The sequence below is a fragment of the Azospirillum terrae genome (genome assembly GCF_053470425.1).
This window is the reverse complement of record NZ_JBPXMR010000007.1, coordinates 198,116-220,310: the sequence shown is the minus strand read 5'-3', so window position 1 is coordinate 220,310 and position 22,195 is coordinate 198,116. Positions and strand designations below refer to the sequence as shown.

Here is a 22,195-nt window from a genome sequence, read left to right as displayed (position 1 = left end):
GTCAAGTGTACGGCGCGCGGCACCGCAGCGGGAAGCGCCGGCTGGGACCCGACACCTTCAAACCGAGCCCCGCCGCCAATCCGCGACGGCCTGGGCGAAGCGGGCTGCGGCGTGGTCGATGTCGGCCTCGGTGGTGGTGCGCCCCAGGCCGAAGCGGAACGAGGCGTGCGCGTCCTCCGGTGACAGCCCCAGCGCCAGCAACACGTGCGATGGGCCTTCGAGGCCGTTGGCGCACGCCGAGCCGGTGGACAGCGCCACGTCCGGCAGATCGAGCAGCAGGTCGGCAGCGTCCACGCCCGGCGCGACGACGTTCAGGCAGCCGGGCAGGCAGCCCTCGGCCGGGCTGGTCCGGCGGATGTCCGGCAGCCTCTCCGTCAACGTTTTGAACAGGCGTTCGCGGAGGGCGGTGATGCGCCGGGCGTCCTCGTCGCGGCGGGCGAGCGCGAGCCGGCATGCCTCGCCGAGGCCGACGCACAGGGCGGTCGGCAGCGTGCCGGCGCGCCGGCCGCCTTGCTGGTGGCCGCCGAACAGGGGGGGGCGGAGCGGCACGCCATCGCGTACCACCAAGGCGCCGATGCCCATCGGGCCGTAGAGCTTGTGGCCGGACAGGCTCAGCAGGTCGATGCCGTCCATCGGCACGGGGAGTTGCGCGGCGTCGCAGTGGAACAACGCGCCATGGGCGCGGCACAGCGCGGCAATCCCGGCGAGCGGCTGGAGTGTGCCGACTTCGTTGTTGGCGGCCATGATCGACACCAGCGCGGGGCCGCTTCGCAATGCCGCGTCCAGGCGGTCGAGATCCACGACGCCGCGTCGGTCCACCGGCAGTGTCGATGTGACTCGGCATTCCAGCACGCTGGGGTGTTCGATGGCCGAGGCTAGGACCGGCCAGCCCGGTGGCAGGGCGCCGACGAGGGCAAGGTTGTTGGCCTCGGTGGCGCCGGAGGTGAAGACCACCTCGCCGGGTTTGGCGCCGGCCAGGGTGGCGATGTGGACGCGGGCCTTGTCGATGGCGTCGGCGGCGTTCCAGCCCGGCTTGTGCCGGGCGTGCGGGTTTCCGGCGTGGCTCAGCCAGGGGAGCATGGCCTCCAGCACCGCGGGATCGAGCGGTGTGGAGGCGAGGTGGTCGAGGTAAATGTCCCAGGTCATTGACGACAGGCGCCCCTCGTTCCCTCTCCCGTCCCGGGAGAGGGTGGCGCCGCAGGCGCCGGGTGAGGGTACCGGCAAGGGTCCTTGGAGGCACCCTCACCCTCCCGCTCTTCGAGCGGGTCCCTCCCTCTCCCCAGAGGGGAGAGGGTATTTATCAGCACCTCCGCTGCGACCAGTGCGGCGATCACGGCGGGGCGCTTGTCACCCTTCAACGCGCTGCCGATGGGGCAGGTCAGGCGCTCCAGCCGTGCCGGGTCTCGGCCGCGCGCGAAATATTCGCGCTCGAAGCGCCGGCGTTTGGTGGCCGAGCCGATCAGGCCGACGTACGTCGCATCGCCGCGGTCGAGCACCGCCGCGGCGATGGCGAAATCCAGCGCGTGGCTGTGCGTCAGGATCAGGTAGCCGCTTCCGGCCGGCGCCGCCGCAACGTAGTCCAGCGCGTTGGCACTCACCACCTTTTCCACATCGGACGGCATCGGATCGGGGAACTCGTGCGCCCGCTCGTCGATCCAGCGCACGGCCAGCGGCAGCGGCGCCAGCGCCGCGGCGATGGCCTTGCCCACATGCCCGGCGCCGAACAGCAGCACGTGCGGGCGGCGTTCCGCCTCGCCCCTCTCCACATCTTCGAGAACCGCCAGCGTGCCGGCATCCGCCCGTTCCAGCCGCAGCGTCACGTGCCCGCCGCAGCACTGGCCCAGCGCCGGCCCCAATGGCATGTCCAGCGTTTCGGCCGTCGAACCATCGTCCAGCATGCGCCGCGCCGTCGCCACCGCCTCCCACTCCAGCCGGCCTCCGCCCACCGTGCCGAGCGTCGCCCCACGCCCCACCAGCATGCGCGCGCCGGCCTCGCGGGGGGTGGAGCCGCGCGCTTGCGTAATGGTGACCAGCACCGCGCCCTGGCTGCGTTCCAGCCAGTCGCCCAGCGTGGCGGCCAGCCCGGTCATGGCGCGCGCAACCTCTCGATGGCGGCCAGCACGCGTTCCGGCGTCGCCGGGGCGTCGAGCTTCGGGCAGACCTTGTGCCCGGCCACACTCGCCACCGCGTCGGACAGCGCGTGCAGCACGGAGATGCCGAGCATGAACGGCGGCTCGCCCACCGCCTTGGAGCGGAAGATGTTGTCCTCGCGGTTGGGGGCGTCGAAGAAGCCGACGTTGAACACCCTGGGCCGGTCGCCGCAGGCCGGGATCTTGTAGGTGGAGGGCGCGTGCGTGCGCAGCCGGCCCTCCTGGTCCCACCACAGCTCTTCCATGGTCAGCCAGCCCATGCCCTGGACGAAGCCGCCCTCGATCTGGCCGCGGTCGATGGCCGGGTTCAGCGAGCGGCCGACGTCGTGCAGGATGTCCACGCGGTCCAGCCGGTATTCGCCGGTCAGCGTGTCCACCGTCACCTCGGCCGCCGCGGCGCCATAGGCGTAGTAGAAGAACGGCCGCCCCTCGCCGGTGCCGCGGTTCCAGTGGATACCGGGCGTCTTGTAGAACCCGGTGGAGGACAGGTGCACCCGCTCCATGTAGGCGGCTTTCACCAGATCGGGGAACCCCATGGCGTGGTTGCCGACGTTCACCCGCCCGGCGCGGAAGACGACCGCGTCGCGCGGCACGCCCCAGTGCCCGGCGGCGAAGTCGATCAGCCGCTCCTTGATGGTGCGCGCGGCGTTCTGCGCCGCCCGGCCGTTGAGGTCGGTGCCCGACGAGGCCGCCGTGGCCGAGGTGTTGGGCACCTTGGCGGTGTTGGTGGCGGTGATGCGTACACAGTCGATATCGACCTGGAACTCCTCGGCGACGATCTGCGCCACCTTGGTGTGCAGGCCCTGGCCCATCTCCGTGCCGCCGTGGTTCAGGTGGATCGAACCGTCCGTGTAGACGTGCACCAGGGCGCTGCCCTGGTTGTAGTGCGTGGCGGTGAAGGAGATGCCGAACTTCACCGGCGTCAGAGCCAAGCCCTTGCGCAGCCAGCGGTTGGCGGCGTTGAAGGCGCCGATCTCCGCGCGGCGCTCTTGGTAGCGGCTTTCCGCCTCCAACTGCGCGACCAGTTCGGGGATGATGTTGTCTTCGACCGTCTGCTTGTATGGCGTGGTGTCCCGGCCCGGCCCGTAGAAATTCAGCTTGCGGATCTCCAGCGGGTCCTTGCCCACCGTGAACGCCACCTCCTCGATGATGCGCTCGGCGCCCAGCATGCCCTGCGGGCCGCCGAAGCCGCGAAACGCGGTGTTGGACACCGTGTTGGTCTTCAGCGGCAGCGATTCGATGCGGGCATGGGGGTAGAAATAGCAGTTGTCGGCGTGGAACAGCGCGCGGTCGGTGACCGGCCCGGACAGGTCGGCGGAGAAGCCGCAGCGCGCCGCGTAGGTCATATCGGCGGCGAGGATGCGGCCCTCGTCGTCGAAGCCGACCGTGTAGTCCACCTCGAAGTCGTGGCGCTTGCCGGTGACGATCATGTCGTCGTCGCGGTCGGGGCGGATCTTGGCCGCACGGCCGGTCTTCCTGGCGACCAGCGCGGCGGTGGCGGCGAACAGGTTGGCCTGTGTCTCCTTGCCGCCGAAGCCACCACCCATGCGCCGCACCTCGATGGACACGGCACCGTCCGGCACGCCCAGCACATGGGCGACGATGTGCTGAACCTCGCTGGGGTGCTGGGTGGAAGAGTGCACCAGCACCTCGTCGTCCTCCGCCGGGATGGCGAGGGCGGCGTGGCTTTCCAGGTAGAAGTGCTCCTGCCCGCCCATGACCAGCCGGCCGGACAGGCGGCGCGGCGCCTGCTCCAGCGCCGCCGCGGCGTCCCCCTTGCGCATGGTCATCGGCGGGAAGACGAGTTGCGGGTTTTGCCGGGCGGTGGCGATGTCCAGCACCGCCGGCAGATCCTCGTACGTCACCTCCGCCAGCCTGGCGGCGCGGCGCGCCTGGTCGCGGGTCGTTGCGGCGACGGCGAACAGCGGCTGGCCGGCGTACTCCACCAGATCGTGCGCGAACAGCGGCTCGTCGTGGCGGCCCATGGCGCCGATGTCGTTCTCGCCCGGTACATCGGCGGCGGTGAGCACCGCCACCACGCCGGGCGCCGCGCGCACCTTCGACAGGTCCATGGACGGCACGCGCGCGTGCGCCTTGGCCGACAAGCCAAGATAGACGTGCAGCAGCCCGGCGGGCTCCGGCATGTCGTCCACGTAGACCGCTTCGCCGGTAACGTGCTTGTGGGCGCTGTCGTGGCGGCGGTCCTGGTGGACGCCGCCGGAGATCGTCAGGGGATGCGCCGTGTCAGGCATGGGTGAGCCTCCCCCCGCCGACGAGGCGCGTCGCCGCCGCCTCGTCCGTGGTCTCGACGAACATCTTCATCAGCAGGTTGGCGGCGATCTTGCCGCGGTACTCGGCGCTGGCGCGCCAGTCGGTCAGCGGCGTGAAATCCTCGCGCAGCGCCCCCATGGCGCGCTTGATGCTGGCCTCGCTCCAGGCTTGGCCGACCAGCGCCGCTTCCGCCGCCGCCGCGCGTTTCGGGGTCGCCGCCATGCCGCCGTAGGCCACGCGCGCGCGGCTGACCCGGCCGTTGTCCAACTCGATCAGGAACGCGCCGCAGACGGCCGAGATGTCCTGGTCGAAGCGTTTCGACACCTTGTAGGCGCGGAACAGCGCGCCGGGGGCGGGCTTGGGCAGGACGATCTTCTCGACGAACTCGCCGGGATTGCGGTCCTGCTTGCCGTAGGCGATGAAGAAGTCCTCAAGGTGCAGCGTGCGCCGCTCGATGCCCCGGCGCAGCACCACCGTCGCCCCGGCGGCGATCAAGGCCGGCGGCGTGTCGCCGATGGGCGAGCCGTTGGCTACGTTGCCGCCGATGGTGCCCATGTTGCGCACCTGCGCCGCGCCGATGCGGCGGATCAGCTCGCCGAAGTCGGGGTAGAGCGCCGCGATGGCTTGCGCCCCGTCGGTGTAGGTGACGCCGGCACCGATCTCCAGCGCCGTGTCGGTCTCGCGCAGCCGGCGCAGTTCGGGCACGCGGCCGGTGTAGATCACGTCAGGAATGACGCGCTGGAACTTGGTGACCCACAGCCCGACATCGGTTGCGCCTGCCACGATGGTGGCCTGGGGGTGCTGGAGCAGCAGGTCGGCCAACTGCCCCTCGGTGGCCGGCCCATAGAAGCGCCGCCCGCCCTGGCCGACGCACACGACCGCGTCGTCGTTCAGTTCGCGCAGCCGTTCGGCCACCGACGAAGCCGCCAGCGCGAAGCGGTCGGCGGTGCGGTCGCCCAACTCGTACATGCGTTGCGCCGCCCGGACGATGGGGGCGTAGCCGGTGCAGCGGCACAGGTTGCCGGCCAGCGCGTCGTCGATGCGCTCCTCGCCCGGACGGTCCTCGTTCAGGTACAGCGCCAGCATCGACATGACGAAGCCCGGCGTGCAGTAGCCGCATTGCGAACCGCGCCCGTCCACCATGGCCTGCTGCACCGGGTGCAGGCTGCCGTCCGAACCCTTCAGGTGCTCGACGGTCAGCAACTGGCAACCGTCCAGGGTGGGCAGGAAGCGGATGCAGGCGTTCACCGCCTCATAGCGCACGCGGTCGCCATCAAGGCGCCCGACCACCACGGTGCAGGCGCCGCAATCGCCCTCGCCGCAGCCCTCCTTGGTGCCGACGCGCCGCTCCTCCAGCCGCAGCCAGTCGAGCACGGTCAGCGTCGGATCGACGTCCTTGATCTCCCTGAGATCGTCGCCGAGCAGGAACCGCACGGTGTCGCGCATGGCTCAGCTGCCGCGGTAGGTGGAATAGCCGTAGGGCGAGACCAGCAACGGCACGTGGTAGTGCTGGTCCGCCTTGGCGATGCCGAAGCGGATCGGCACCGCTTCGAGGAACGGCGGGTCGGGCAGATTCAGTCCGGCGGCGCGGAAATAGGCGCCGACCTTGAACACCAGCTCATAGCAGCCCGGCTTCAGGGTGCCACCTTGCAGCAGCGGCACGTCGCAACGCCCGTCGGCGTTGGTGCGCGCGTCCAGCACCCAGGTGCGCTGCTCGTTCTCGACCCGGTAGAGGGTGAGCGCGATGCCGGCGCCGGGCCGTCCGTGCGTGGTGTCGAGCACGTGTGTGGTCAGCCGCCCGCCGTGCTGCGCGTCGTTGGTCATGGCCGTCTTGTCTCCCCGGTCTTCCGCCGCATGCTTAAGCAATTATATCGACGTGCAAATCCTGCTCTAACAGGGGGTGCCTGGGAAAGACTTTCAAACGGATGAGCAAGGTGTGCCGGGTCTTCTGGCATTATCATGGCAATCGCAGCGCCGCTGCCTAAGGAGGGGGAAGGCATGTCCGGTTCCGGTTATCCCAGGGATCTCGTGGGCTACGGCCCCAATCCACCCAAGGCCGACTGGCCGGGCGGGGCGCGCATCGCCGTGCAGTGCGTCCTCAACTATGAGGAGGGCGGCGAGAACAACATCCTGCACGGCGACGCGGCGTCGGAGGCCTTCCTGTCGGAGATGGTCGCCGCCCAGCCGCTGCCGGGCCAGCGCAGCATGGCCATGGAGTCGTTGTACGAGTACGGCTCGCGGGTCGGCGTCTGGCGCCTTTTGAAGCTGTTCGAGCGCAAGGGCATTCCGCTGACGGTCTTCGCCGTCGCCATGGCCGCCGAACGCCACGCGGAAGTGATCCGCGCCATGGTCGACGCCGGGCACGAGATCGCCAGCCACGGCTGGCGCTGGATCAACTATCAGACCATGGACGAGGCGCTGGAGCGTGAGCACCTGCACCGCGCCATGGAAATCCTGGAGCGGGTGAGCGGCAGCCGGCCGCTGGGCTGGTACACCGGCCGCACCGGCCCGAACACGCGACGGATGGTGGCGGAGTACGGCGGCTTCCTCTACGACGCGGATTCCTATGACGACGACCTGCCGCACTGGGAAGTGGTGGCGGGCAAACCGCAGCTCATCGTGCCCTACACCCTGGACTGCAACGACATGCGCTTCACCCAGGTGCAGGGCTTCAACAGCGGCGACCAGTTCTACACCTACCTCAAGGACAGCTTCGACGCGCTGTACGAGGAAGGCGCGGAGACGCCGCGCATGATGTCGGTGGGGCTGCACTGCCGGCTGGTGGGGAAGCCGGGGCGGATCAAGGCGCTGGAGCGTTTCCTCGACTATGCCACTGGCCACGACCGCGTGTGGTTCTGCCGCCGCGTGGACATCGCCCGGCATTGGCACGAGCGGCACCCGTATGGAGGTGCGACGTGACCCGTCCCAGCGACATGGACCGCGCCGCGTTCCTGGCCCGCTTCGGTCCCGTGTTCGAACACTCAGCGTGGATCGCCGAGGGGGCCTGGGAGGCCGGGCTGCGGCCCGACACCGCGGAGGGGCTGCACGCCGCCATGGTTGCCGTGCTGCGCGCCGCCCCGCGCGAGCAGCGGCTGGCGTTGCTCAACGCCCACCCCGACCTCGCCGGCAAGCTGGCGGTGCGCGGCGAGCTGACCGCGGAGTCGGCCTCCGAACAGGCCGGCGCCGGCCTCGACCGCTGCACGCCCGCGGAGTTCCAGCGCTTCACCGAGCTGAACGACGCCTACAAGGCCAAATTCGGCTTCCCCTTCATCCTGGCGGTGAAGGGGCGCAGCCGCGCCGAGATCCTGGCGGCGTTCGAGCAGCGCATCCACAACACCCCCGAAATGGAGTTCGAAACCGCGCTGGCCCAGGTGGAGCGCATCGCGCTGCTGCGCCTCAAGGATCTGCTGCCGTGACGGCGTTCGGCCCGGACCTGATGGCGCGCCTGGACGCTTTCGCCGCGTTCTCGGCCGATCCCGAGGCGTTGACCCGCCTGTGCTTCTCGCCCCAGCACCGGGCCGCCGCCGACCAGCTCATGGAGTGGATGCGCGCGGCCTGCATGAGCGTGCGCCTCGACCCCGCCGGTACGGTGGTTGGCCGCTATGAGGGCGCACGGCCGGGGGCGCCGGCCGTGCTGCTGGGCTCGCACATCGACACGGTGCGCAACGCCGGCAAGTACGACGGCAACCTCGGCGTTCTGGCGGCGGTCGCCGCCGTGGCCGAGCTGAACCGCACCGGCGAGCGGCTGCCCTTCGCCATCGAGGTGCTGGGCTTCGGCGACGAGGAGGGGGTGCGCTTCCCCAACACGTTGACCGGCAGCCGTGCCGTGGCGGGCCGCTTCGATCCGGCGGCGCTGGAGGGCAAGGACCGCGACGGCGTGCGCTTCGCCGACGCGCTCACCGCCTTCGGCGGCGATCCGGCGCGGATATCCGAGGCCAAGCGCGCCGACGCGCTGGCGTACCTTGAGGTGCACATCGAGCAGGGGCCGGTGCTGGAGGCGGAGGGGCTGCCGCTGGGCATCGTCACCGCCATCAACGGCGCCACCCGCTTCACCGTGACCGTCACGGGCATGGCCGGCCACGCCGGCACCGTGCCCATGGACCTGCGCCGCGACGCGCTGGCCGCCGCCGCCGAGATGGTGCTGGCGGTCGAGGAGCAGGCGGCGTCCGCGCCGGGGCTGGTGGCGACGGTCGGCCGGCTGGAGACCCTCCCCGGCGCCATAAACGTCATCCCCGGCCGGGTGGTCTTCACCGTGGACGTGCGCGCCCCCGACGATGCGGTGCGCACCACGGCCGCCGCCGCCATCAAGGGCAAGTTCGAGTCCATCGCCGGCCGCCGCCACGTGACGCTGAGCATCGAGAAGGGCCACAGCGCCGACGCGGCACCGTGCTCGGCGGGCCTGACCGACCAGATCGAAGCGGCGGTCAAGCGCGCCGGCGTGCGGCCGTTCCGGCTGCCGAGCGGGGCAGGGCACGACGCCATGGCCTTTACGGGCGTGCTGCCGATGGGCATGCTGTTCGTCCGCTGCCGCGGCGGCATCAGCCACAACCCCGCCGAATCCATCACCACCGAGGACGCCGACCTGGCGGTGCGCGTCCTCCTCGACATCCTCCGCCATTTCGAGCACGGGACCCTCTCCGCATGACGCACGCCCAGGCCATCCGCGACTTTCTGCGCTCTGTGCGGGAGGATCAGTCCCGCTTCCTGGCCGAGCTGGTCAAGGTGCCCTCCGACAACCCGCCCGGCGACTGCGCCCCGCACGCCGCGCGCGCGGCCGAACTGCTGGAAGACATGGGCTTCACCGTCGAGCGCCACCCCGTGCCGGACTCCCTGGTGCGCGCCAACGGCATGGTCAGCGTGGTCAATCTGGTGGTCCGCAAGCGCTTCGGCGACGGCCCGGTGGTGGCGCTGAACGCGCACGGCGACGTGGTGCCCCCCGGCGAGGGCTGGACCCGCGACCCGTTCGGCGCCGAGGTGGTGGATGGTTGGATGTACGGGCGCGGCGTGGCCGTGTCGAAGTCGGACTTCGCCACCTACGCCTACGCGCTCAAGGCGCTGGAGAAGGCCGGCCTCAGCCGCGGCACCGTCGAGCTTCACCTGACCTACGACGAGGAGGCCGGCGGCGAGATCGGCCCGAAATGGCTGATCGACGAGGGCATCTCCAAGCCCGACTTCGCCATCGGCGCCGGCTTCAGCTATGGCGTGGTGACGGCGCACAACGGCTGCCTCCACCTGGAGGTCGAGGTCACCGGCAAGTCGGCGCACGCCGCCCTGCCCAGCACCGGCATCGACGCGCTGGAGGCGGCGACCGCGGTGCTGAACGCGCTGTACGTACACCGCAAGGGCTATGCCGGCACGGTGTCGGCGGTGCCCGGCATCGGCTCGCCGCAGCTCACGGTCGGGCTCATCAAGGGCGGCATCAACACCAACGTGGTGCCGGACCGCGTCACGCTGCGCCTCGACCGCCGCATGATCCCCGAGGAAACCCCGGAGACCGTCGAGCGCGCCGTGCGCGCCGTGATCGCGCAAGCCGCCAAGGCGTTCCCGCTGGCCCGCGTCGAGGTGCGGCGCATCCTGCTGGCCCGCCCGCTGAAGCCGCTGCCCGGCACCGACCGGCTGGCGCAGATCCTCTGTGGCCACGCCACGCAGGTGATGGGCGAGCCGGTCGAGGCCAAGGGCGTGCCGCTCTACACCGACGCGCGGCACTACGCCGACGCGGGCGTGCCGATCATCCTCTACGGCGCCGGCCCGCACACCATCGAGGAGGCCAACGCCCACCGCGCCGACGAGCGGCTGCCGCTGTCCGACCTGTACAAGGCGACCGAGGTGGTGGCGCTGACCCTGTTCGACCTGCTGTCGGCCTGACCGCATGACGCAAGCCGCCCTCACCGAGGAAAACCGCGCACGGCCGGCTTGGCATCTGGTCGGGCTGCTGCTGGCGGTGGCCGGCGTGCTCGCCTTCTCCATGCGGCCGGTGGTCATCAAGGCCGCCTACACCTTCGGTGTCGATGCGGTGACGCTGATCCTGCTGCGCATGGTGTTCTCGCTGCCGTTCTTCCTCGCCATGGCGGCGTGGAGCGGCTGGCGCGGCGGGCAGGCGCGGATCTCCGGGCGGGATTGGGCGCTGACGCTAGGGCTGGGGGTGCTTGGCTATTACGCGGCGAGCTTCCTCGACTTCCTCGGGCTGCAATATGTCAGCGCCGGTGTCGGGCGGCTGCTGCTGTTCCTCTACCCGACCATCGTCGTGGTGCTGTCGGCGCTGTTCCTGGGCAAGCGCATCGGCGTGCGCGAGGTGGTGTCGCTGGCGGTCTCCTATGTCGGGGTGGCGCTGGTGGTGTCGTCGGAGCTGGCGGCCGGCGGGGCGGCGTTCGGCTGGGGCGTGTTGCTGGTGTTCGGCAGCGCGGTCTGTTACGCGGTCTATCTGGTGGCCGGCAGTCAGGTGATTGCGCGGGTCGGCTCGATGCGCTTCTCCGCCTACGCCATGACCGCCGCCAGCGTGTGCAGCATCGTCCAGTTCCTGGCACTGCGGCCGATGTCGGCCCTGCAATTACCGGCCGAAGTGTACGGGCTGTCCGCCATCATGGCGGTGTTCTGCACCGTTCTGCCGGTCTTCATGACCTCCGAGGCGCTGCGCCGCGTCGGTGCCAACACGGTGGCGCTGGTGGGAGCGCTGGGGCCGGTGTCGGCGGCGGGGCTGGGCTATCTGGCGCTGGGCGAGCGGGTGACGTGGTCGCAATTGGTCGGAGCGCTGCTGGTAGTCTTAGGTGTGATGGTCATCAGCCTTAAGCGTCGGCGTTGAAATGTCGCGTGACATTGTGTCGCGGCTCCATTAGCGTTTTGGCAGCCGTTCGACCAATAGGCTGTGCAGATGGCTTCCGTCACTGAATTTCGTGGATCAACGCGGACCTGCACCGGCATCCCCGCCGGGCAAACCGCGGAAGTCACGCAGTGCGGGGATTGCAAGAGCTTCCAGAACGGTGATTGCCGCGGGCGCGATCCCCAGGTGCCGCTGCAGGTGTGCTGCGGTGTCGCGATCCTCTGCGTGATCTTTCTCGCCGCGACGGTTTTCCCGTAAGTTCCTCAGCAGCCTCTATTCCCACCACTTCGGCGGCGGACCATCGTAGCGCACCGGCTGCATCGGGATGATCTCATCCAGGGTCGGCGCCAGATCCTCTTCGCGGACCTGCTTCGCCGGCTTGCGGCCGAGGTCGGCCATCAGGCGGTTGCGGGCGCGGCCGGCGCCCTGGGCCATGGCGTCCTTCGGCTCGCACGGTTGCGGCAGCTGCGGCATGCGCAGCCGGCCGCGTTCGCTGACCGCCAGTTCGTAGGCGCGGGTGACGATGCGCGAGCGAAAATGCGGGTCCAGCGAGTCAAAGGCCACCGTCGCGTATTCCAGGTCCACCCGATCGCGCGAGGTGGCGGCGCGCGCCAGCGCGTCCGAGGCCACGCCGAATTCGACGATGCCCGGCACCCGTTCGCGCTGCACGGCAAGCGCCAGCACCTGCACCGCCTGCGCGGTGCCGTCGTCGAAGGATACGGGGGAGGGGAGGGCGGCTGCCATGACCTGCACTATTGAGCCGGGAAATCAACGAAGCCCGACAACTATCTGATTCCCAAGACAGGTCCGTCAACGGCCGGCGCGCGCCGCAGCGCAGGAAGCCCGCCGGTGTTGCACGCCGGACTCACCTCCACGGACGGGCTACTCTGTCATCGCGATGGAATAAGCCGGGAGCGTGGCGCGACTATCCTGCATCGGTGCTTCGTGCGCGCGGCACCCGCCAAGCAGAGGGAGGATCGCCATGTTTCGCGTTTCCGGCATTGCCATGGCCGTGGGCATCGGCTTCGCGGCTCTCGCAACACCGTCGCTGGCCGCCGACCCGGCGATGACCAAGACGACGGCCATGGGGCCGGTGTTGACCGACTCCAAGGGCATGACCCTTTACGTCTTCGACAAGGACACCGGCGGCAAGTCGGCCTGCAACGGCCCGTGCGCCACCAACTGGCCGCCGCTGATGGCGGGCGCCGATGCCAAGCCCAGCGGCAAGTACACCGTGGTCACGCGCGACGACGGCGGCAAGCAGTGGGCGTACGACGGCAAGCCGCTGTACACCTGGGCCAAGGACGCCAAGCCCGGCGACACCACGGGCGAGGGCGTCAACAACGTCTGGCACGCCGCCAAGCCAAAGTGAACGCTGGCGGTCTATCCGCGGTGTCGGCTGTGCTATGGTTCCCGCCGACACCGTGGAGAGGATTGTTGCCGGTGGATAGCCTGTCCGAGCCCAAAGCTCCCGCCGCGCGCCGTCGCGGCCGGACCGGGACGCCCCGCGACCCGGAGGGCACGCGCGCCCGCATCCTGGCGGCGGCGCGCGACGAATTCGCCCGCTATGGCCTGGGCGGCGCGCGGGTGGACCGCATCGCGGCGGCGGCGGACACCAACAAGCGCATGCTCTATTACCACGTCGGCAACAAGGAGAGCCTGTATCTGGCGGTGCTGGAAGCCGCCTACGCCGACATCCGCGCCGCCGAGCGCGCCTTGAGCTTGGAGACGCTGGCGCCGCCCGACGCCATCGCCCGGCTGATCGCCTTCACCTGGCAGTACTTCATCGAGCACCCGGAGTTCCTGGCGCTGCTCAACAACGAGAACATCTACCGGGCCAAGCATCTGGTGGGGTCGCAGAACGTCAAGTCCATGCACTCGCCCTTCGTGCTGCTGATCGCCGACGTGCTGAAGAGGGGCGAGGCGGACGGGGTGTTTCGCCCCGGTGTGGACCCGGTGCAGCTCTACATTTCCATTGCGGCGCTGGCGTACTTCTACCTGTCGAACGCGCACACGCTGTCGGCGATCTTCGGCCGCGACCTGCTGTCCGAACCCGCCAAGGACGAACGCCTCGCCCACATGACCGAACTGGTGCTGGCGGCGTTGCGGCGTTGAGTACCGGCCATCGGTTCCGGTTAGAACTGTTTGCGTTCCATCGTGAAGCCCCTCTCCCTTGACGGGAGAGGGGTTGGGGAGAGGGTGGCGCCGGCAAAAGCCGGCCAGACGCTTTCTTCCGCCCTACCGGGCGTAGCGCCCCCTCTCCCCAAACCCCTCTCCCGCGAGGGGAGAGGGGCTTCAAAATGAAGCGCAAACCGCTCTAGTGGAACCAGGGACTCTGGTCCGCCGTGCGCTGGCGCTCGTAGCGCTGCTCGTCCGCCCGGCGCTGGTCGATGGATGAACCGACGGCCGAGCCGGCCAACCCGCCAAGCACCGCGCCGAGGCCGGTGGTGGCGATCTTGCCGGCGCCGCCGCCGAAGCGCGATCCGGCCAATCCGCCCAGCACCGCGCCGCCGACCGCGCCGGCCGTCTGTCCGCTGACCTGCGGTCCGCCGTAATCGGAATAGCCGTAGCCGTTATCATAGCCAGTCCCGGCACAGGCCGTCAGCGACAGCGCCACCGTCCCGGCCACCAGCATGCGCGTGATCCTCATGGTTTCCTCCATAGGGGCCCTGTGAAGGTAAACAGCGAATGGCGGCGTTTCTTCCCTTCCAAGTGGGCTGGGGAGCGGACAGTCCGCCTATCCCTCTTGGCGCATTGACGGGCATCCCCACCCCCACTAGCTTTTAACCAGCCGGTTAACAAGCGTGCGAATGAATGAAGCGCGGGCCGGCGGGAGGAGAGAATGGACCGCCGAGATGGCGTGAGCGCGCTGGAGCGCGTGCTCAATTCGAACTGGTTTCGGCCGCTGGTCTTTTTGGTGCTGCTGACGGTGCTCTGGGATGTGGCGGTGCGCGTCCTGGCGATTCCGCCGTACCTCGTGCCGGCGCCCAAGGACGTGATCCTGGCGCTGATCGACCAATGGGACACGCTGCTCGCCGCCGCGGTGCCGACCACCCTGGCGACGCTGGGGGGCTTCGCGCTGTCGGTGGCCTTCGGGATTCCCATGTCCATGCTGATCGCCGGCTCGCGCACGGTGGAGGCGTACGTCTACCCACTGCTGGTGTTCTCGCAGTCGATCCCCAAGGTCGCCATCGCCCCGCTGTTCGTCGTGTGGTTCGGCTTCGGCATCGTGCCGAAGGTGATCTCGGCGTTTCTACTGGCCTTCTTCCCCATCGTCGTGTCGGCGGTGCAGGGTTTCAAGTCGGTGGACCAGGACATGATGGATCTGGCGCGCTCCATGAAGGCGTCGCGCCTCCAGACCTTCCGCATGGTCAGCCTGCCGCACGCGCTGCCGGCGATCTTCGCCGGGCTGAAGGTGTCGATCACTCTGGCGGTGGTGGGGGCTGTGGTCGGCGAGTTCGTCGGGTCCAATTCCGGCATCGGCTTCGTCTTGCAACGCTCCATCGGGAACTTCGAACTGCCCACCATGTTCGCCGCGTTGATCGTGCTGGCGTTCATCGGCGTGCTGCTGTTCTGGGTCATCGACGTCGTCGAACGGCTCGCGATTCCCTGGCATGCGAGCCAGCGCCACCTGATCGTCGCCACTGCGTGACGAGAGCCGCCGGGAAAAAACGGGGAGGAAACGGATGAAGAAGGCACTGGTCGCGGCGGTCACGGCCCTGTTCGCCGCGCCGTTTTTGACGGGGCCGGCGTTCGCCGCCGACAAGGTCACGCTGATGCTCAACTGGTACGTCTATGGTGAGCACGCGCCGTTCTACTACGGCAAGGAGAAGGGATACTTCGCCGAGCAGGGCATCGATCTGGACATCCAGGAGGGCCGCGGCTCGGCGGTGACCGCGCAGGCGGTGGCGGCGAAGACCGCCGACTTCGGCTACATCGACGTGCCCACCATGATCAAGGCGGCGGCCAAGGGCGCGCCGCTGATCTCGACCGGCGTGCTGTTGCAGACCAGCCCGATGTCGGTGATGGGCTTCACCGACAAGAACATCCGCAAGCCCGAGGACATCAAGGGCAAGATCGTCGCCGTCACCCCCGGCGATTCCATGTCGCAGATCTGGCCGCTGTTCCTGAAGAAGGCCGGGCTGAAGGAAAGCGATTTCCGGGTCGTGTCCGGCGATGCGCAGACCAAGTTGAACGCCGTCATCAACGGTCAGGCCGACCTGCTGCTCGGCTACGTCATGGACCAGAGCATGAAGATCAAGGACGCCACCGGCAAGTCGGTGACGCCGATCCGTTTCGCCGACTACGGCATCAAGATGGTCAGCTCCGGCATCGTGGCGAACACCGGGATGGTGAAGGAGAGGGAGGAGTTGGTCCGCCGCTTCATGGCCGCCGCCACCAAGTCGGTCGAGGAAGCCACCAAGGACCCCAGGGCGGCGGCGCAGGCGATCCTCAACGCCAACCCCAAGGGCGGGCAGATCGCCACACTGACCGAGGGCTTCGAGCTGACCATCCCGCTCTACAAGGACCCCGATGGGCAGAGCACCCAGCCCTTCCGGGTGACCGAGGGCAACATGAAGGAGTCGGTCGATCTGCTGGTGCAGTACGGCGGTTTGGACCCGGCGGCCAAGGACAAGGTCGCCAGCTTCTACACCAACGCCTACCTGCCGGCGGAGACGGCGGCCATGGGTTCGAGCAAGTAAGAGGACATGCCGCGATGGCATCGCCGCATCTGAAACTGGTGGGCGACACGCCCGCGACGGCTCAGAAGCCGCCGCAAACCCTGATCCGGGTCGAGAGCGTGTCGAAGGTCTACCGCACCCGCGACGGCGCGGTGCCCTCCCTGCAACCGCTGACCTTCGACGTTCGCGAGGGGGAGTTCCTGGTGGTGGTCGGACCCAGCGGCTGCGGGAAATCGACGCTGCTGAAGATGGTCGCCGGCCTGTTGCCGGTGACCACCGGCGCCATCCGCATCGAGGGCACCGAGATCACCGAGCCGCACGACGACGTCGGCATCGTGTTCCAGAGTCCGGTGCTGCTCGGCTGGCGGTCGGTGCTGCGCAACGTCATGATGCCGGTGGAGGTGCGCGGCCTGCCGCGCGCCGAGTACCTGGAGCGGGCGCAGGCGCTCTTGCGCATGACCGGGCTGGAGGCGTTCGCCGGCAAGTACCCCTGGCAGCTGTCGGGCGGGATGCAGCAGCGCGCGTCGCTGTGCCGGGCGCTGGTGCACGACCCGAAGATCCTGCTGATGGACGAGCCGTTCGGCGCGCTCGACGCCATGACGCGCGAGCGCATGAACATCGAGCTTCAGCGCATCCAGCATGAGACCGGCAAGACGGTGCTGCTGATCACCCACTCCATCCCCGAAGCGGTGTTCCTCGCCGACCGGGTGATGGTGATGAGCGAGCGGCCGGGCGCCATTGCCGCTACCTACGACGTGCCGCTGCCGCGCCCGCGCACGCTGGACATCATGGGCGACCCGCTCTTCGTGCAGCTGACGCAGAAGATCCGCGCGCACTTCTTCACGCAGGGGCATCTCGATTGATTGACGCGCCGCGCTTGCGCATCCGTGCCATCGAACTGTTCGAGCGGCCGGTGCGCTTCATAAAGCCCTTCCGCTTTGGTGCGGTGACGGTGGAGGAGGCCCCGCAGGCCTTCGTCCGCGCGCTGGTGTCGGTGGACGGCCACGGCGAGGCGTGGGGCGCCACGGCCGAGATGATGATGCCGAAATGGTTCGACAAGCGACCGGCGCGCAGCCCGGCGCAGACGGTGAACGGGCTGCGGCTGGCGCTGACGCTGGCGCGGCGGGCTTATCTGGCGGGGCCGCGGCCGGCGACCGCCTTCGACCACCACGCCGACGCGCACGACGCCGTCGATGCGGCGTGCCGGGCGGCCGGCGAGACGCGGCTGACCGCGGCCTACGGGCCGGCGCTGCTGGACAAGGCGGTGCTGGACGGGCTGCTGCGGGCATTGGGTCTGGATTTTTTCAGCGGTATGGCCGGCAATGTGGCGGGGATCGACGCGCGGCTGACGCGGGATCTGGCGGATTTCGGGCTGGATGGTTTCCTCAAGGGGCTGCGGCCGCTGGTGGCAGTGTGCGTCAGGCACACGGTGGGGCTGCTGGACGATCCTGAGGCGTTGCGCGACCTGCGGGAGCGCCATTTCAAGATCAAGCTCGGCGGTGATCCGGCCACCGACATCGCCCGCCTGCGATCCATCGCCGCCGTCCTCGACACCATGCCCAGCTACCGCGCCACGCTGGACGGCAACGAGCAATACCCCGACGTTGCGGCGTTGGCCGACGTCCTCGACAGGCTGGAAACCCACCCGGATCTCGCCTCCTTCCGCCGCCACCTGACCTACATCGAGCAGCCCATCGCCCGCGAACGCGCGCTGGACGAACCCCTCGGCCCGCTGGGCAAGCGCTACGCCTTCACCATTGACGAGTCCGACGACTCCTACGGCGCCTTCCCGCAGGCGCGCGCCATGGGCTACCGCGGCGTGTCGTCGAAGTCGTGCAAGGGCTTCTACAAGTCGGTGCTGAACGCCGCCCGCTGCGAGGCGTGGAACGGCAACGGCACGCGCCACTTCATCTCGGCCGAGGATCTGACCTGCCAAGCCGGCCTCGCCGTGCAGCAGGACACCGCGCTGGTGGCGCTGCTCGGCATCGGCCACGCCGAGCGCAACGGACACCAATACGTGGACGGTTTTGCCGGTGCACCGGAGGCGGAGGCGTTCCTGGCCGCGCACCCAGGCTTCTACAAGCGCGACGGCGGATCGATCCGCCTTGCCGTGGATGACGGCTGCCTGCCCACGGCCCCGCTTCTCGTCCCCGGCTTCGCCCATGCGGCGGAGCCGCAGTGGGACGCTCTGCAATCCCTGGCATCTCCGGCCGAAAGCAAGGAGCCCGTTTCATGAGCACGCGTCGTCTTGGGATCATCATGCACGGCGTGACCGGCCGCATGGGCATGAACCAGCACCTGATCCGCTCGATCCTCGCCATCCGTGCCCAGGGCGGCGTGGTGCTGTCCGACGGCAGTCGGGTCATGCCCGACCCCATCCTGGTCGGCCGCAACGAGGACAAGATCCGCCGCCTCGCCGAACAGCATGGCGTCGAGCGCTGGAGCGCCGACCTCGACCGCGCGCTGTCCGACCCGAAGGACGAGCTGTTCTTCGACGCCGGCACCACGCAGATGCGCCCGACCCTGCTGGAGCGCGCCATGCGCGCCGGCAAGCACGTCTATTGCGAGAAGCCCATCGCCACCAACCTGGAGGAAGCGCTGAAGGTCGTCCGCCTCGCCAAGGACCTCGGCCTGAAGAACGGCACCGTGCAGGACAAGCTGTTCCTGCCCGGCTTGCAGAAGATGCGCATGCTGAAGGACAGCGGCTTCTTCGGCCGGCTGCTGTCGGTGCGCGGCGAGTTCGGCTATTGGGTGTTCGAGGGCGACTGGCAGACGGCGCAGCGTCCGTCGTGGAACTACAAGGCGGAGGAGGGCGGGGGGATCATCCTCGACATGCTCTGCCACTGGCGCTATGTGCTGGACAATCTGTTCGGCGAGGTGCGCAGCGTGTCGTGCCTCGGCGCCACCCACATCCCCGAGCGCTGGGACGAGCAGGGCAACCGCTACCCGGCCACCGCCGACGACGCCGCCTACGCCACGTTCCAGTTGGAGGGCGGGGTGATCGCGCAGATGAACTCGTCGTGGACGACGCGGGTTTACCGCGACGACCTCGTGACCTTCCACGCGGACGGCACGCACGGCTCGGCGGTGGCGGGGCTGCACGATTGCGTGATCCAGCCGCGCGCCGCCACCCCGCGCCCGGTGTGGAACCCCGACGAGCGCCAGAGCCTGGACTTCTACGAGACCTGGGCGACGGTGCCGGACAACCAGCCCTTCGACAACGGCTTCAAGACGCAGTGGGAGATGTTCATCCGCCATCTCTGTGAGGACGCCCCCTACCGCTACACGCTGATGGAGGGCGCCAAGGGCGTGCAGTTGGTCGAGGCCGCCCTGGAAAGCTGGAAGGAACGCCGCTGGGTCGATGTTCCGACGCTGACGGCGTGAGTGAGGCCCCCATGTCGCTGACCATCCGTCTGCCGCGCCCCGACCGCACGCTGGAGCCCTATGAGGTGGCGCCGGCGCGCGGCTTTCCGGGCAAGATCGCCGGGCCGCTCAACCGCGTCGCCTTCGCCGCTGCGCACGTGGTGGCCGACCCGCTGGCCGACACCGACCCGTGGCTGACCCCGGCCATCGACTGGGAGCGCACCATTGCCTTCCGCGAGCACCTCTGGGACCTGGGCTTCGGCGTCGCCGAGGCCATGGACACCGCCCAGCGCGGCATGGGGATGGATTGGTCGGCGTCGCTGGAGCTGATCCGCCGCTCGCTGGCCGCCGCCAAACCGCGTGGCGGGCTGGTGTTCAGCGGTGCGGGCACCGACCATCTGGCGCCGGAGGACGCGCGTTCCGTCGATGACGTGATCCGCGCCTATGAGGAACAGGTCGCGGCGGTGGAGGGATTGGGGGGCCGCATCATCCTGATGGCGTCGCGCGCGCTGGCCCGTGTGGCGCGCTCGGCCGACGACTATGTGCGCGTCTATTCCCGCATTCTCGCCCAGGTGAAGGAGCCGGTGATCCTCCACTGGCTGGGCGACATGTTCGACCCGGCGCTGGCCGGCTACTGGGGCACGCCGGACCTGAATGCCGCCATGGACACCGCGGTGTCGATCATCAACGACCACGCTGCCAAGGTGGACGGGGTGAAGATCTCGCTGCTCGACAAGGACAAGGAGATCGCCATGCGGCGCCGGCTCGACGGGCGCGTGCGCATGTACACCGGCGACGACTTCAACTACGCCGAATTGATCGCCGGTGACGAGCGCGGCCATTCCCACGCGCTGCTGGGCATCTTCGACGCCATCGCGCCGGCCGCCTCGGCGGCGCTGGCGGCGCTGGCGGCGGGCGACCATGCCGCGTTCCACGCCATCCTGGAGCCCACCGTGCCGCTGTCGCGCCACATTTTCCGGGCGCCGACGCGGTTCTATAAGACCGGCGTGGTGTTCATGGCCTACCTCAACGGCCACCAGGACCACTTCACCATGATCGGCGGGCAGGAGAGCACCCGTTCCACCCTGCACCTGGCGGAGATCTTCAAGCTTGCCGACAAGGCCGGGCTGCTGCGCGACCCGCAGCAGGCGCTGTGGCGCATGGCCGACGTGCTGGCGGTGCGCGGGATCGAGGCGGTGTGATGCGCGATTTTTCAGCCGACCATCGCTGGCTGTCGATCAACACCGCCACCGTCAAGGCGCAGGGCGACCTCGTGCGGATCGTCGAGTCCTGCGCCCGGCGGGGCATCCGCGCCATCTCCCCCTGGCGGGATCAGGTCGCGGCGGTCGGGCTGGAGCGCGCCGTGCAGGCGGTGCGCTCGGCGGAGCTGGAGCTGTCCGGTTACTGCCGCGGCGGCATGTTTCCGGCCGACCCGGCGCGCCGGGCCGAGGTGCGCGACGACAACCGCCGCGCCGTGGACGAGGCCAGGGCGTTGAACGCCGCCTGTCTGGTGCTGGTGGTGGGCGGGCTGCCGCAGTTCTCCCGGCCGGGCTCGGCGCCGAGCAAGGATCTGGGCGCGGCGTGGGCGATGGTGGAGGACGGCATATCCGCGTTGCTGGAGTACGCCCGCAGCGTCGGTATGCCGCTCGCCATCGAGCCGCTGCACCCGATGTACGCCGCGGATCGGGCCTGCGTGAACACGATGCGCCATGCGCTCGACCTGTGCGACCGGCTGGATTCCGGGCGGACGGGTGCGCTCGGCGTGGCGGTGGACGTCTACCACGTCTGGTGGGACCCTGAGCTTGAAGCCCAGATCGCCCGCGCCGGCCGTGACCGGCTGCTGGCCTTCCACGTCTGCGACTGGCTGGTGCCGACGACGGACCTGCTGCTCGACCGCGGCATGATGGGCGACGGGGTCATCGACATTCCGAAGATCCGCGCCTGGATGGAAGCGCAGGGCTTCCGGGGGTATTCCGAGGTCGAGATCTTCTCCAACCGCTGGTGGGCGCGGCCGATGGACGACGTGCTCACCACCTGTATCGAGCGGCACCGCAGCGCCGTCTAGGGACGGCCGCGGTATTCGACCGTCATTCCCCGCCGTGGCACGGCCAGCGCCAGCAGGTGTTCGCCGGTCGGCCGCGTCAGTTCGGCGTGCCAGACCTTCGCGTCGTCCGGCGACGGGGTGATGCCCGGCGGCTCTACGGTCACCGAAAAGCTTTTCAGCGGCAGCGCCAAGCCCAGGCCGCGTGCCTTGATGTAGGCTTCCTTCAGCGTCCAGATGCCGAAGAACACCTCTCCCTCCTGCTCCGGCGCAGCGGCTTGCAACTGCGCGCGTTCGGCGTCGGCAAAGGCGATGCGCGCCATGCCCTCCAGGTTCACGCGGCGGTCCGGGCGTTCGGCGTCGATGCCCACCGGCAGCCCGCGGGCGATGGCGCAGGCGGCCAGCCCGTCGGTGTGCGTCAGGTTGAAGCTCAGTCCGGTTTCCGGTCCGGCGAGGTCCGGGCGGCCGTGCTCCCCGGCGGTGAAGCGCCAGTCGCGCGGGTCCACGGCGGCGTAGCGCGACAGCGCCGTGCGCAGCAGCGCGTGCGCGGCGGCGAACAGCCGGCGTCCCTCCGGCCGGCGCAGACGGTGCCAGCGCGCGGTCTCGCTTTGGTCGAGCAGGTCCAGGCCGGCATCCTTCGGCCCCGGCGGGACCGGCAGGGTCCACACGTGGACGGCGTCGCGCGGCAGGTCGATGAGCAAGGGGGGCATAAGTCTCGGCGGAAGGGGGAAGGCGGTCAGCGGCCCTTGCGCAAAGGAAGTAGGAGGGCTTGCACACCGTTTGCAAGCCCCCAGCTACAGAGTCCCTTCTAACCACTGCCTTTCAGGCCCCGGCCGTGGCGCCCCAGCGCTCGCGGCCGGTTTCTTTAATG

General features: G+C 69.5%; 23 protein-coding genes. 15 read left to right on the top strand and 8 right to left on the bottom strand.

Going from position 1 to position 22,195, the window contains the following annotated elements; genetic code table 11:
• Positions 1–57: 57 nt before the first annotated feature.
• Genes ACSVDD_RS19660 through uraH form a run of 5 tightly spaced genes read right to left on the bottom strand, consistent with a single transcriptional unit; the run spans position 58 to position 6,245 of the window.
• Positions 58–1,146 carry a cysteine desulfurase family protein gene (locus ACSVDD_RS19660; protein ID WP_448191085.1) on the bottom strand — a complete coding sequence of 363 codons (1,089 nt, stop codon included), beginning with the start codon at positions 1,144–1,146 and terminating at the stop codon, positions 58–60.
• Positions 1,143–2,090, bottom strand: a complete 948-nt coding sequence (gene xdhC, locus ACSVDD_RS19655) for a xanthine dehydrogenase accessory protein XdhC (protein WP_448191084.1) — start codon at positions 2,088–2,090, stop codon at positions 1,143–1,145. Before xdhC ends, ACSVDD_RS19660 begins: the two co-directional genes overlap by 4 nt.
• Complete coding sequence (gene xdhB, locus ACSVDD_RS19650) at positions 2,087–4,402, bottom strand: xanthine dehydrogenase molybdopterin binding subunit (protein ID WP_448191083.1); 2,316 nt, start codon at positions 4,400–4,402, stop codon at positions 2,087–2,089. The genes xdhC and xdhB overlap by 4 nt, the downstream gene beginning before the upstream one ends.
• Positions 4,395–5,867 (bottom strand): xanthine dehydrogenase small subunit, encoded by a 1,473-nt coding sequence (xdhA, locus tag ACSVDD_RS19645; RefSeq protein WP_448191082.1) that lies wholly within the window; start codon positions 5,865–5,867, stop codon positions 4,395–4,397. The genes xdhB and xdhA overlap by 8 nt, the downstream gene beginning before the upstream one ends.
• A gap of 3 nt (positions 5,868–5,870) precedes the next feature.
• Entirely contained in the window at positions 5,871–6,245 is a 375-nt protein-coding gene (gene uraH, locus ACSVDD_RS19640) for a hydroxyisourate hydrolase (RefSeq protein ID WP_448191081.1), read from the bottom strand.
• 174 nt (positions 6,246–6,419) lie between these two features.
• Between uraH and puuE the strand changes: the two genes are divergently transcribed.
• The 6 genes from puuE (at position 6,420) to ACSVDD_RS19610 (ending at position 11,496) form a co-directional block, all read left to right on the top strand.
• Positions 6,420–7,340 (top strand): allantoinase PuuE, encoded by a 921-nt coding sequence (gene puuE / locus ACSVDD_RS19635; RefSeq protein ID WP_448191080.1) that lies wholly within the window; start codon positions 6,420–6,422, stop codon positions 7,338–7,340.
• Positions 7,337–7,837, top strand: a complete 501-nt coding sequence (uraD, locus tag ACSVDD_RS19630; protein WP_448191079.1) for a 2-oxo-4-hydroxy-4-carboxy-5-ureidoimidazoline decarboxylase — start codon at positions 7,337–7,339, stop codon at positions 7,835–7,837. Before puuE ends, uraD begins: the two co-directional genes overlap by 4 nt.
• Entirely contained in the window at positions 7,834–9,066 is a 1,233-nt protein-coding gene (locus ACSVDD_RS19625) for an allantoate amidohydrolase (RefSeq protein ID WP_448191078.1), read from the top strand. The genes uraD and ACSVDD_RS19625 overlap by 4 nt, the downstream gene beginning before the upstream one ends.
• The gene (locus tag ACSVDD_RS19620; RefSeq protein WP_448191077.1) at positions 9,063–10,286 is read left to right on the top strand and encodes a M20/M25/M40 family metallo-hydrolase; all 1,224 of its coding nucleotides are present in this window, start codon (positions 9,063–9,065) and stop codon (positions 10,284–10,286) included. The genes ACSVDD_RS19625 and ACSVDD_RS19620 overlap by 4 nt, the downstream gene beginning before the upstream one ends.
• Positions 10,287–10,290: 4 nt before the next feature.
• Positions 10,291–11,220 carry a DMT family transporter gene (locus ACSVDD_RS19615; RefSeq protein ID WP_448191076.1) on the top strand — a complete coding sequence of 310 codons (930 nt, stop codon included), beginning with the start codon at positions 10,291–10,293 and terminating at the stop codon, positions 11,218–11,220.
• A gap of 69 nt (positions 11,221–11,289) precedes the next feature.
• Positions 11,290–11,496: a hypothetical protein gene (locus ACSVDD_RS19610; RefSeq protein ID WP_448191075.1), complete on the top strand. Its 207-nt coding sequence runs from the start codon at positions 11,290–11,292 to the stop codon at positions 11,494–11,496.
• A gap of 15 nt (positions 11,497–11,511) precedes the next feature.
• Here the strand turns inward: ACSVDD_RS19610 and ACSVDD_RS19605 are convergent, their stop codons facing one another.
• On the bottom strand, positions 11,512–11,982 hold the full coding sequence (locus tag ACSVDD_RS19605) for a hypothetical protein (protein ID WP_448191074.1): 471 nt from the start codon (positions 11,980–11,982) through the stop codon (positions 11,512–11,514).
• A 238-nt stretch (positions 11,983–12,220) separates the two neighbouring features.
• Between ACSVDD_RS19605 and ACSVDD_RS19600 the strand changes: the two genes are divergently transcribed.
• Positions 12,221–12,610 (top strand): COG4315 family predicted lipoprotein, encoded by a 390-nt coding sequence (locus ACSVDD_RS19600; protein WP_448191073.1) that lies wholly within the window; start codon positions 12,221–12,223, stop codon positions 12,608–12,610.
• 71 nt (positions 12,611–12,681) lie between these two features.
• On the top strand, positions 12,682–13,353 hold the full coding sequence (locus tag ACSVDD_RS19595) for a TetR family transcriptional regulator (RefSeq protein ID WP_448191072.1): 672 nt from the start codon (positions 12,682–12,684) through the stop codon (positions 13,351–13,353).
• A gap of 202 nt (positions 13,354–13,555) precedes the next feature.
• Here the strand turns inward: ACSVDD_RS19595 and ACSVDD_RS19590 are convergent, their stop codons facing one another.
• Positions 13,556–13,888 carry a hypothetical protein gene (locus ACSVDD_RS19590; RefSeq protein WP_448191071.1) on the bottom strand — a complete coding sequence of 111 codons (333 nt, stop codon included), beginning with the start codon at positions 13,886–13,888 and terminating at the stop codon, positions 13,556–13,558.
• Between the two features lie 192 nt (positions 13,889–14,080).
• On the opposite strand from ACSVDD_RS19590, the gene ACSVDD_RS19585 reads away from it, so the two are divergent.
• The 7 genes from ACSVDD_RS19585 to ACSVDD_RS19555 are packed head-to-tail and all read left to right on the top strand — an operon-like array spanning position 14,081 to position 21,348.
• Positions 14,081–14,890: an ABC transporter permease gene (locus tag ACSVDD_RS19585; protein WP_448191070.1), complete on the top strand. Its 810-nt coding sequence runs from the start codon at positions 14,081–14,083 to the stop codon at positions 14,888–14,890.
• 34 nt (positions 14,891–14,924) lie between these two features.
• Positions 14,925–15,941 carry an ABC transporter substrate-binding protein gene (locus ACSVDD_RS19580; protein ID WP_448191069.1) on the top strand — a complete coding sequence of 339 codons (1,017 nt, stop codon included), beginning with the start codon at positions 14,925–14,927 and terminating at the stop codon, positions 15,939–15,941.
• A 14-nt stretch (positions 15,942–15,955) separates the two neighbouring features.
• Positions 15,956–16,783 carry an ABC transporter ATP-binding protein gene (locus tag ACSVDD_RS19575; RefSeq protein WP_448191068.1) on the top strand — a complete coding sequence of 276 codons (828 nt, stop codon included), beginning with the start codon at positions 15,956–15,958 and terminating at the stop codon, positions 16,781–16,783.
• A gap of 14 nt (positions 16,784–16,797) precedes the next feature.
• Positions 16,798–18,156 (top strand): hypothetical protein, encoded by a 1,359-nt coding sequence (locus ACSVDD_RS19570; RefSeq protein ID WP_448191067.1) that lies wholly within the window; start codon positions 16,798–16,800, stop codon positions 18,154–18,156.
• Positions 18,153–19,304 carry a Gfo/Idh/MocA family protein gene (locus ACSVDD_RS19565; RefSeq protein ID WP_448191066.1) on the top strand — a complete coding sequence of 384 codons (1,152 nt, stop codon included), beginning with the start codon at positions 18,153–18,155 and terminating at the stop codon, positions 19,302–19,304. The genes ACSVDD_RS19570 and ACSVDD_RS19565 overlap by 4 nt, the downstream gene beginning before the upstream one ends.
• Positions 19,305–19,315: 11 nt before the next feature.
• Positions 19,316–20,485, top strand: a complete 1,170-nt coding sequence (locus tag ACSVDD_RS19560) for a dihydrodipicolinate synthase family protein (protein WP_448191065.1) — start codon at positions 19,316–19,318, stop codon at positions 20,483–20,485.
• Entirely contained in the window at positions 20,485–21,348 is an 864-nt protein-coding gene (locus ACSVDD_RS19555; protein WP_448191064.1) for a sugar phosphate isomerase/epimerase family protein, read from the top strand. Before ACSVDD_RS19560 ends, ACSVDD_RS19555 begins: the two co-directional genes overlap by 1 nt.
• Here ACSVDD_RS19555 and ACSVDD_RS19550 read toward each other — a convergent pair.
• The gene (locus ACSVDD_RS19550) at positions 21,345–22,034 is read right to left on the bottom strand and encodes a 4'-phosphopantetheinyl transferase family protein (protein ID WP_448191063.1); all 690 of its coding nucleotides are present in this window, start codon (positions 22,032–22,034) and stop codon (positions 21,345–21,347) included. The two genes, ACSVDD_RS19555 and ACSVDD_RS19550, sit on opposite strands and share 4 nt — an antisense overlap.
• Positions 22,035–22,195 lie beyond the last annotated feature (161 nt).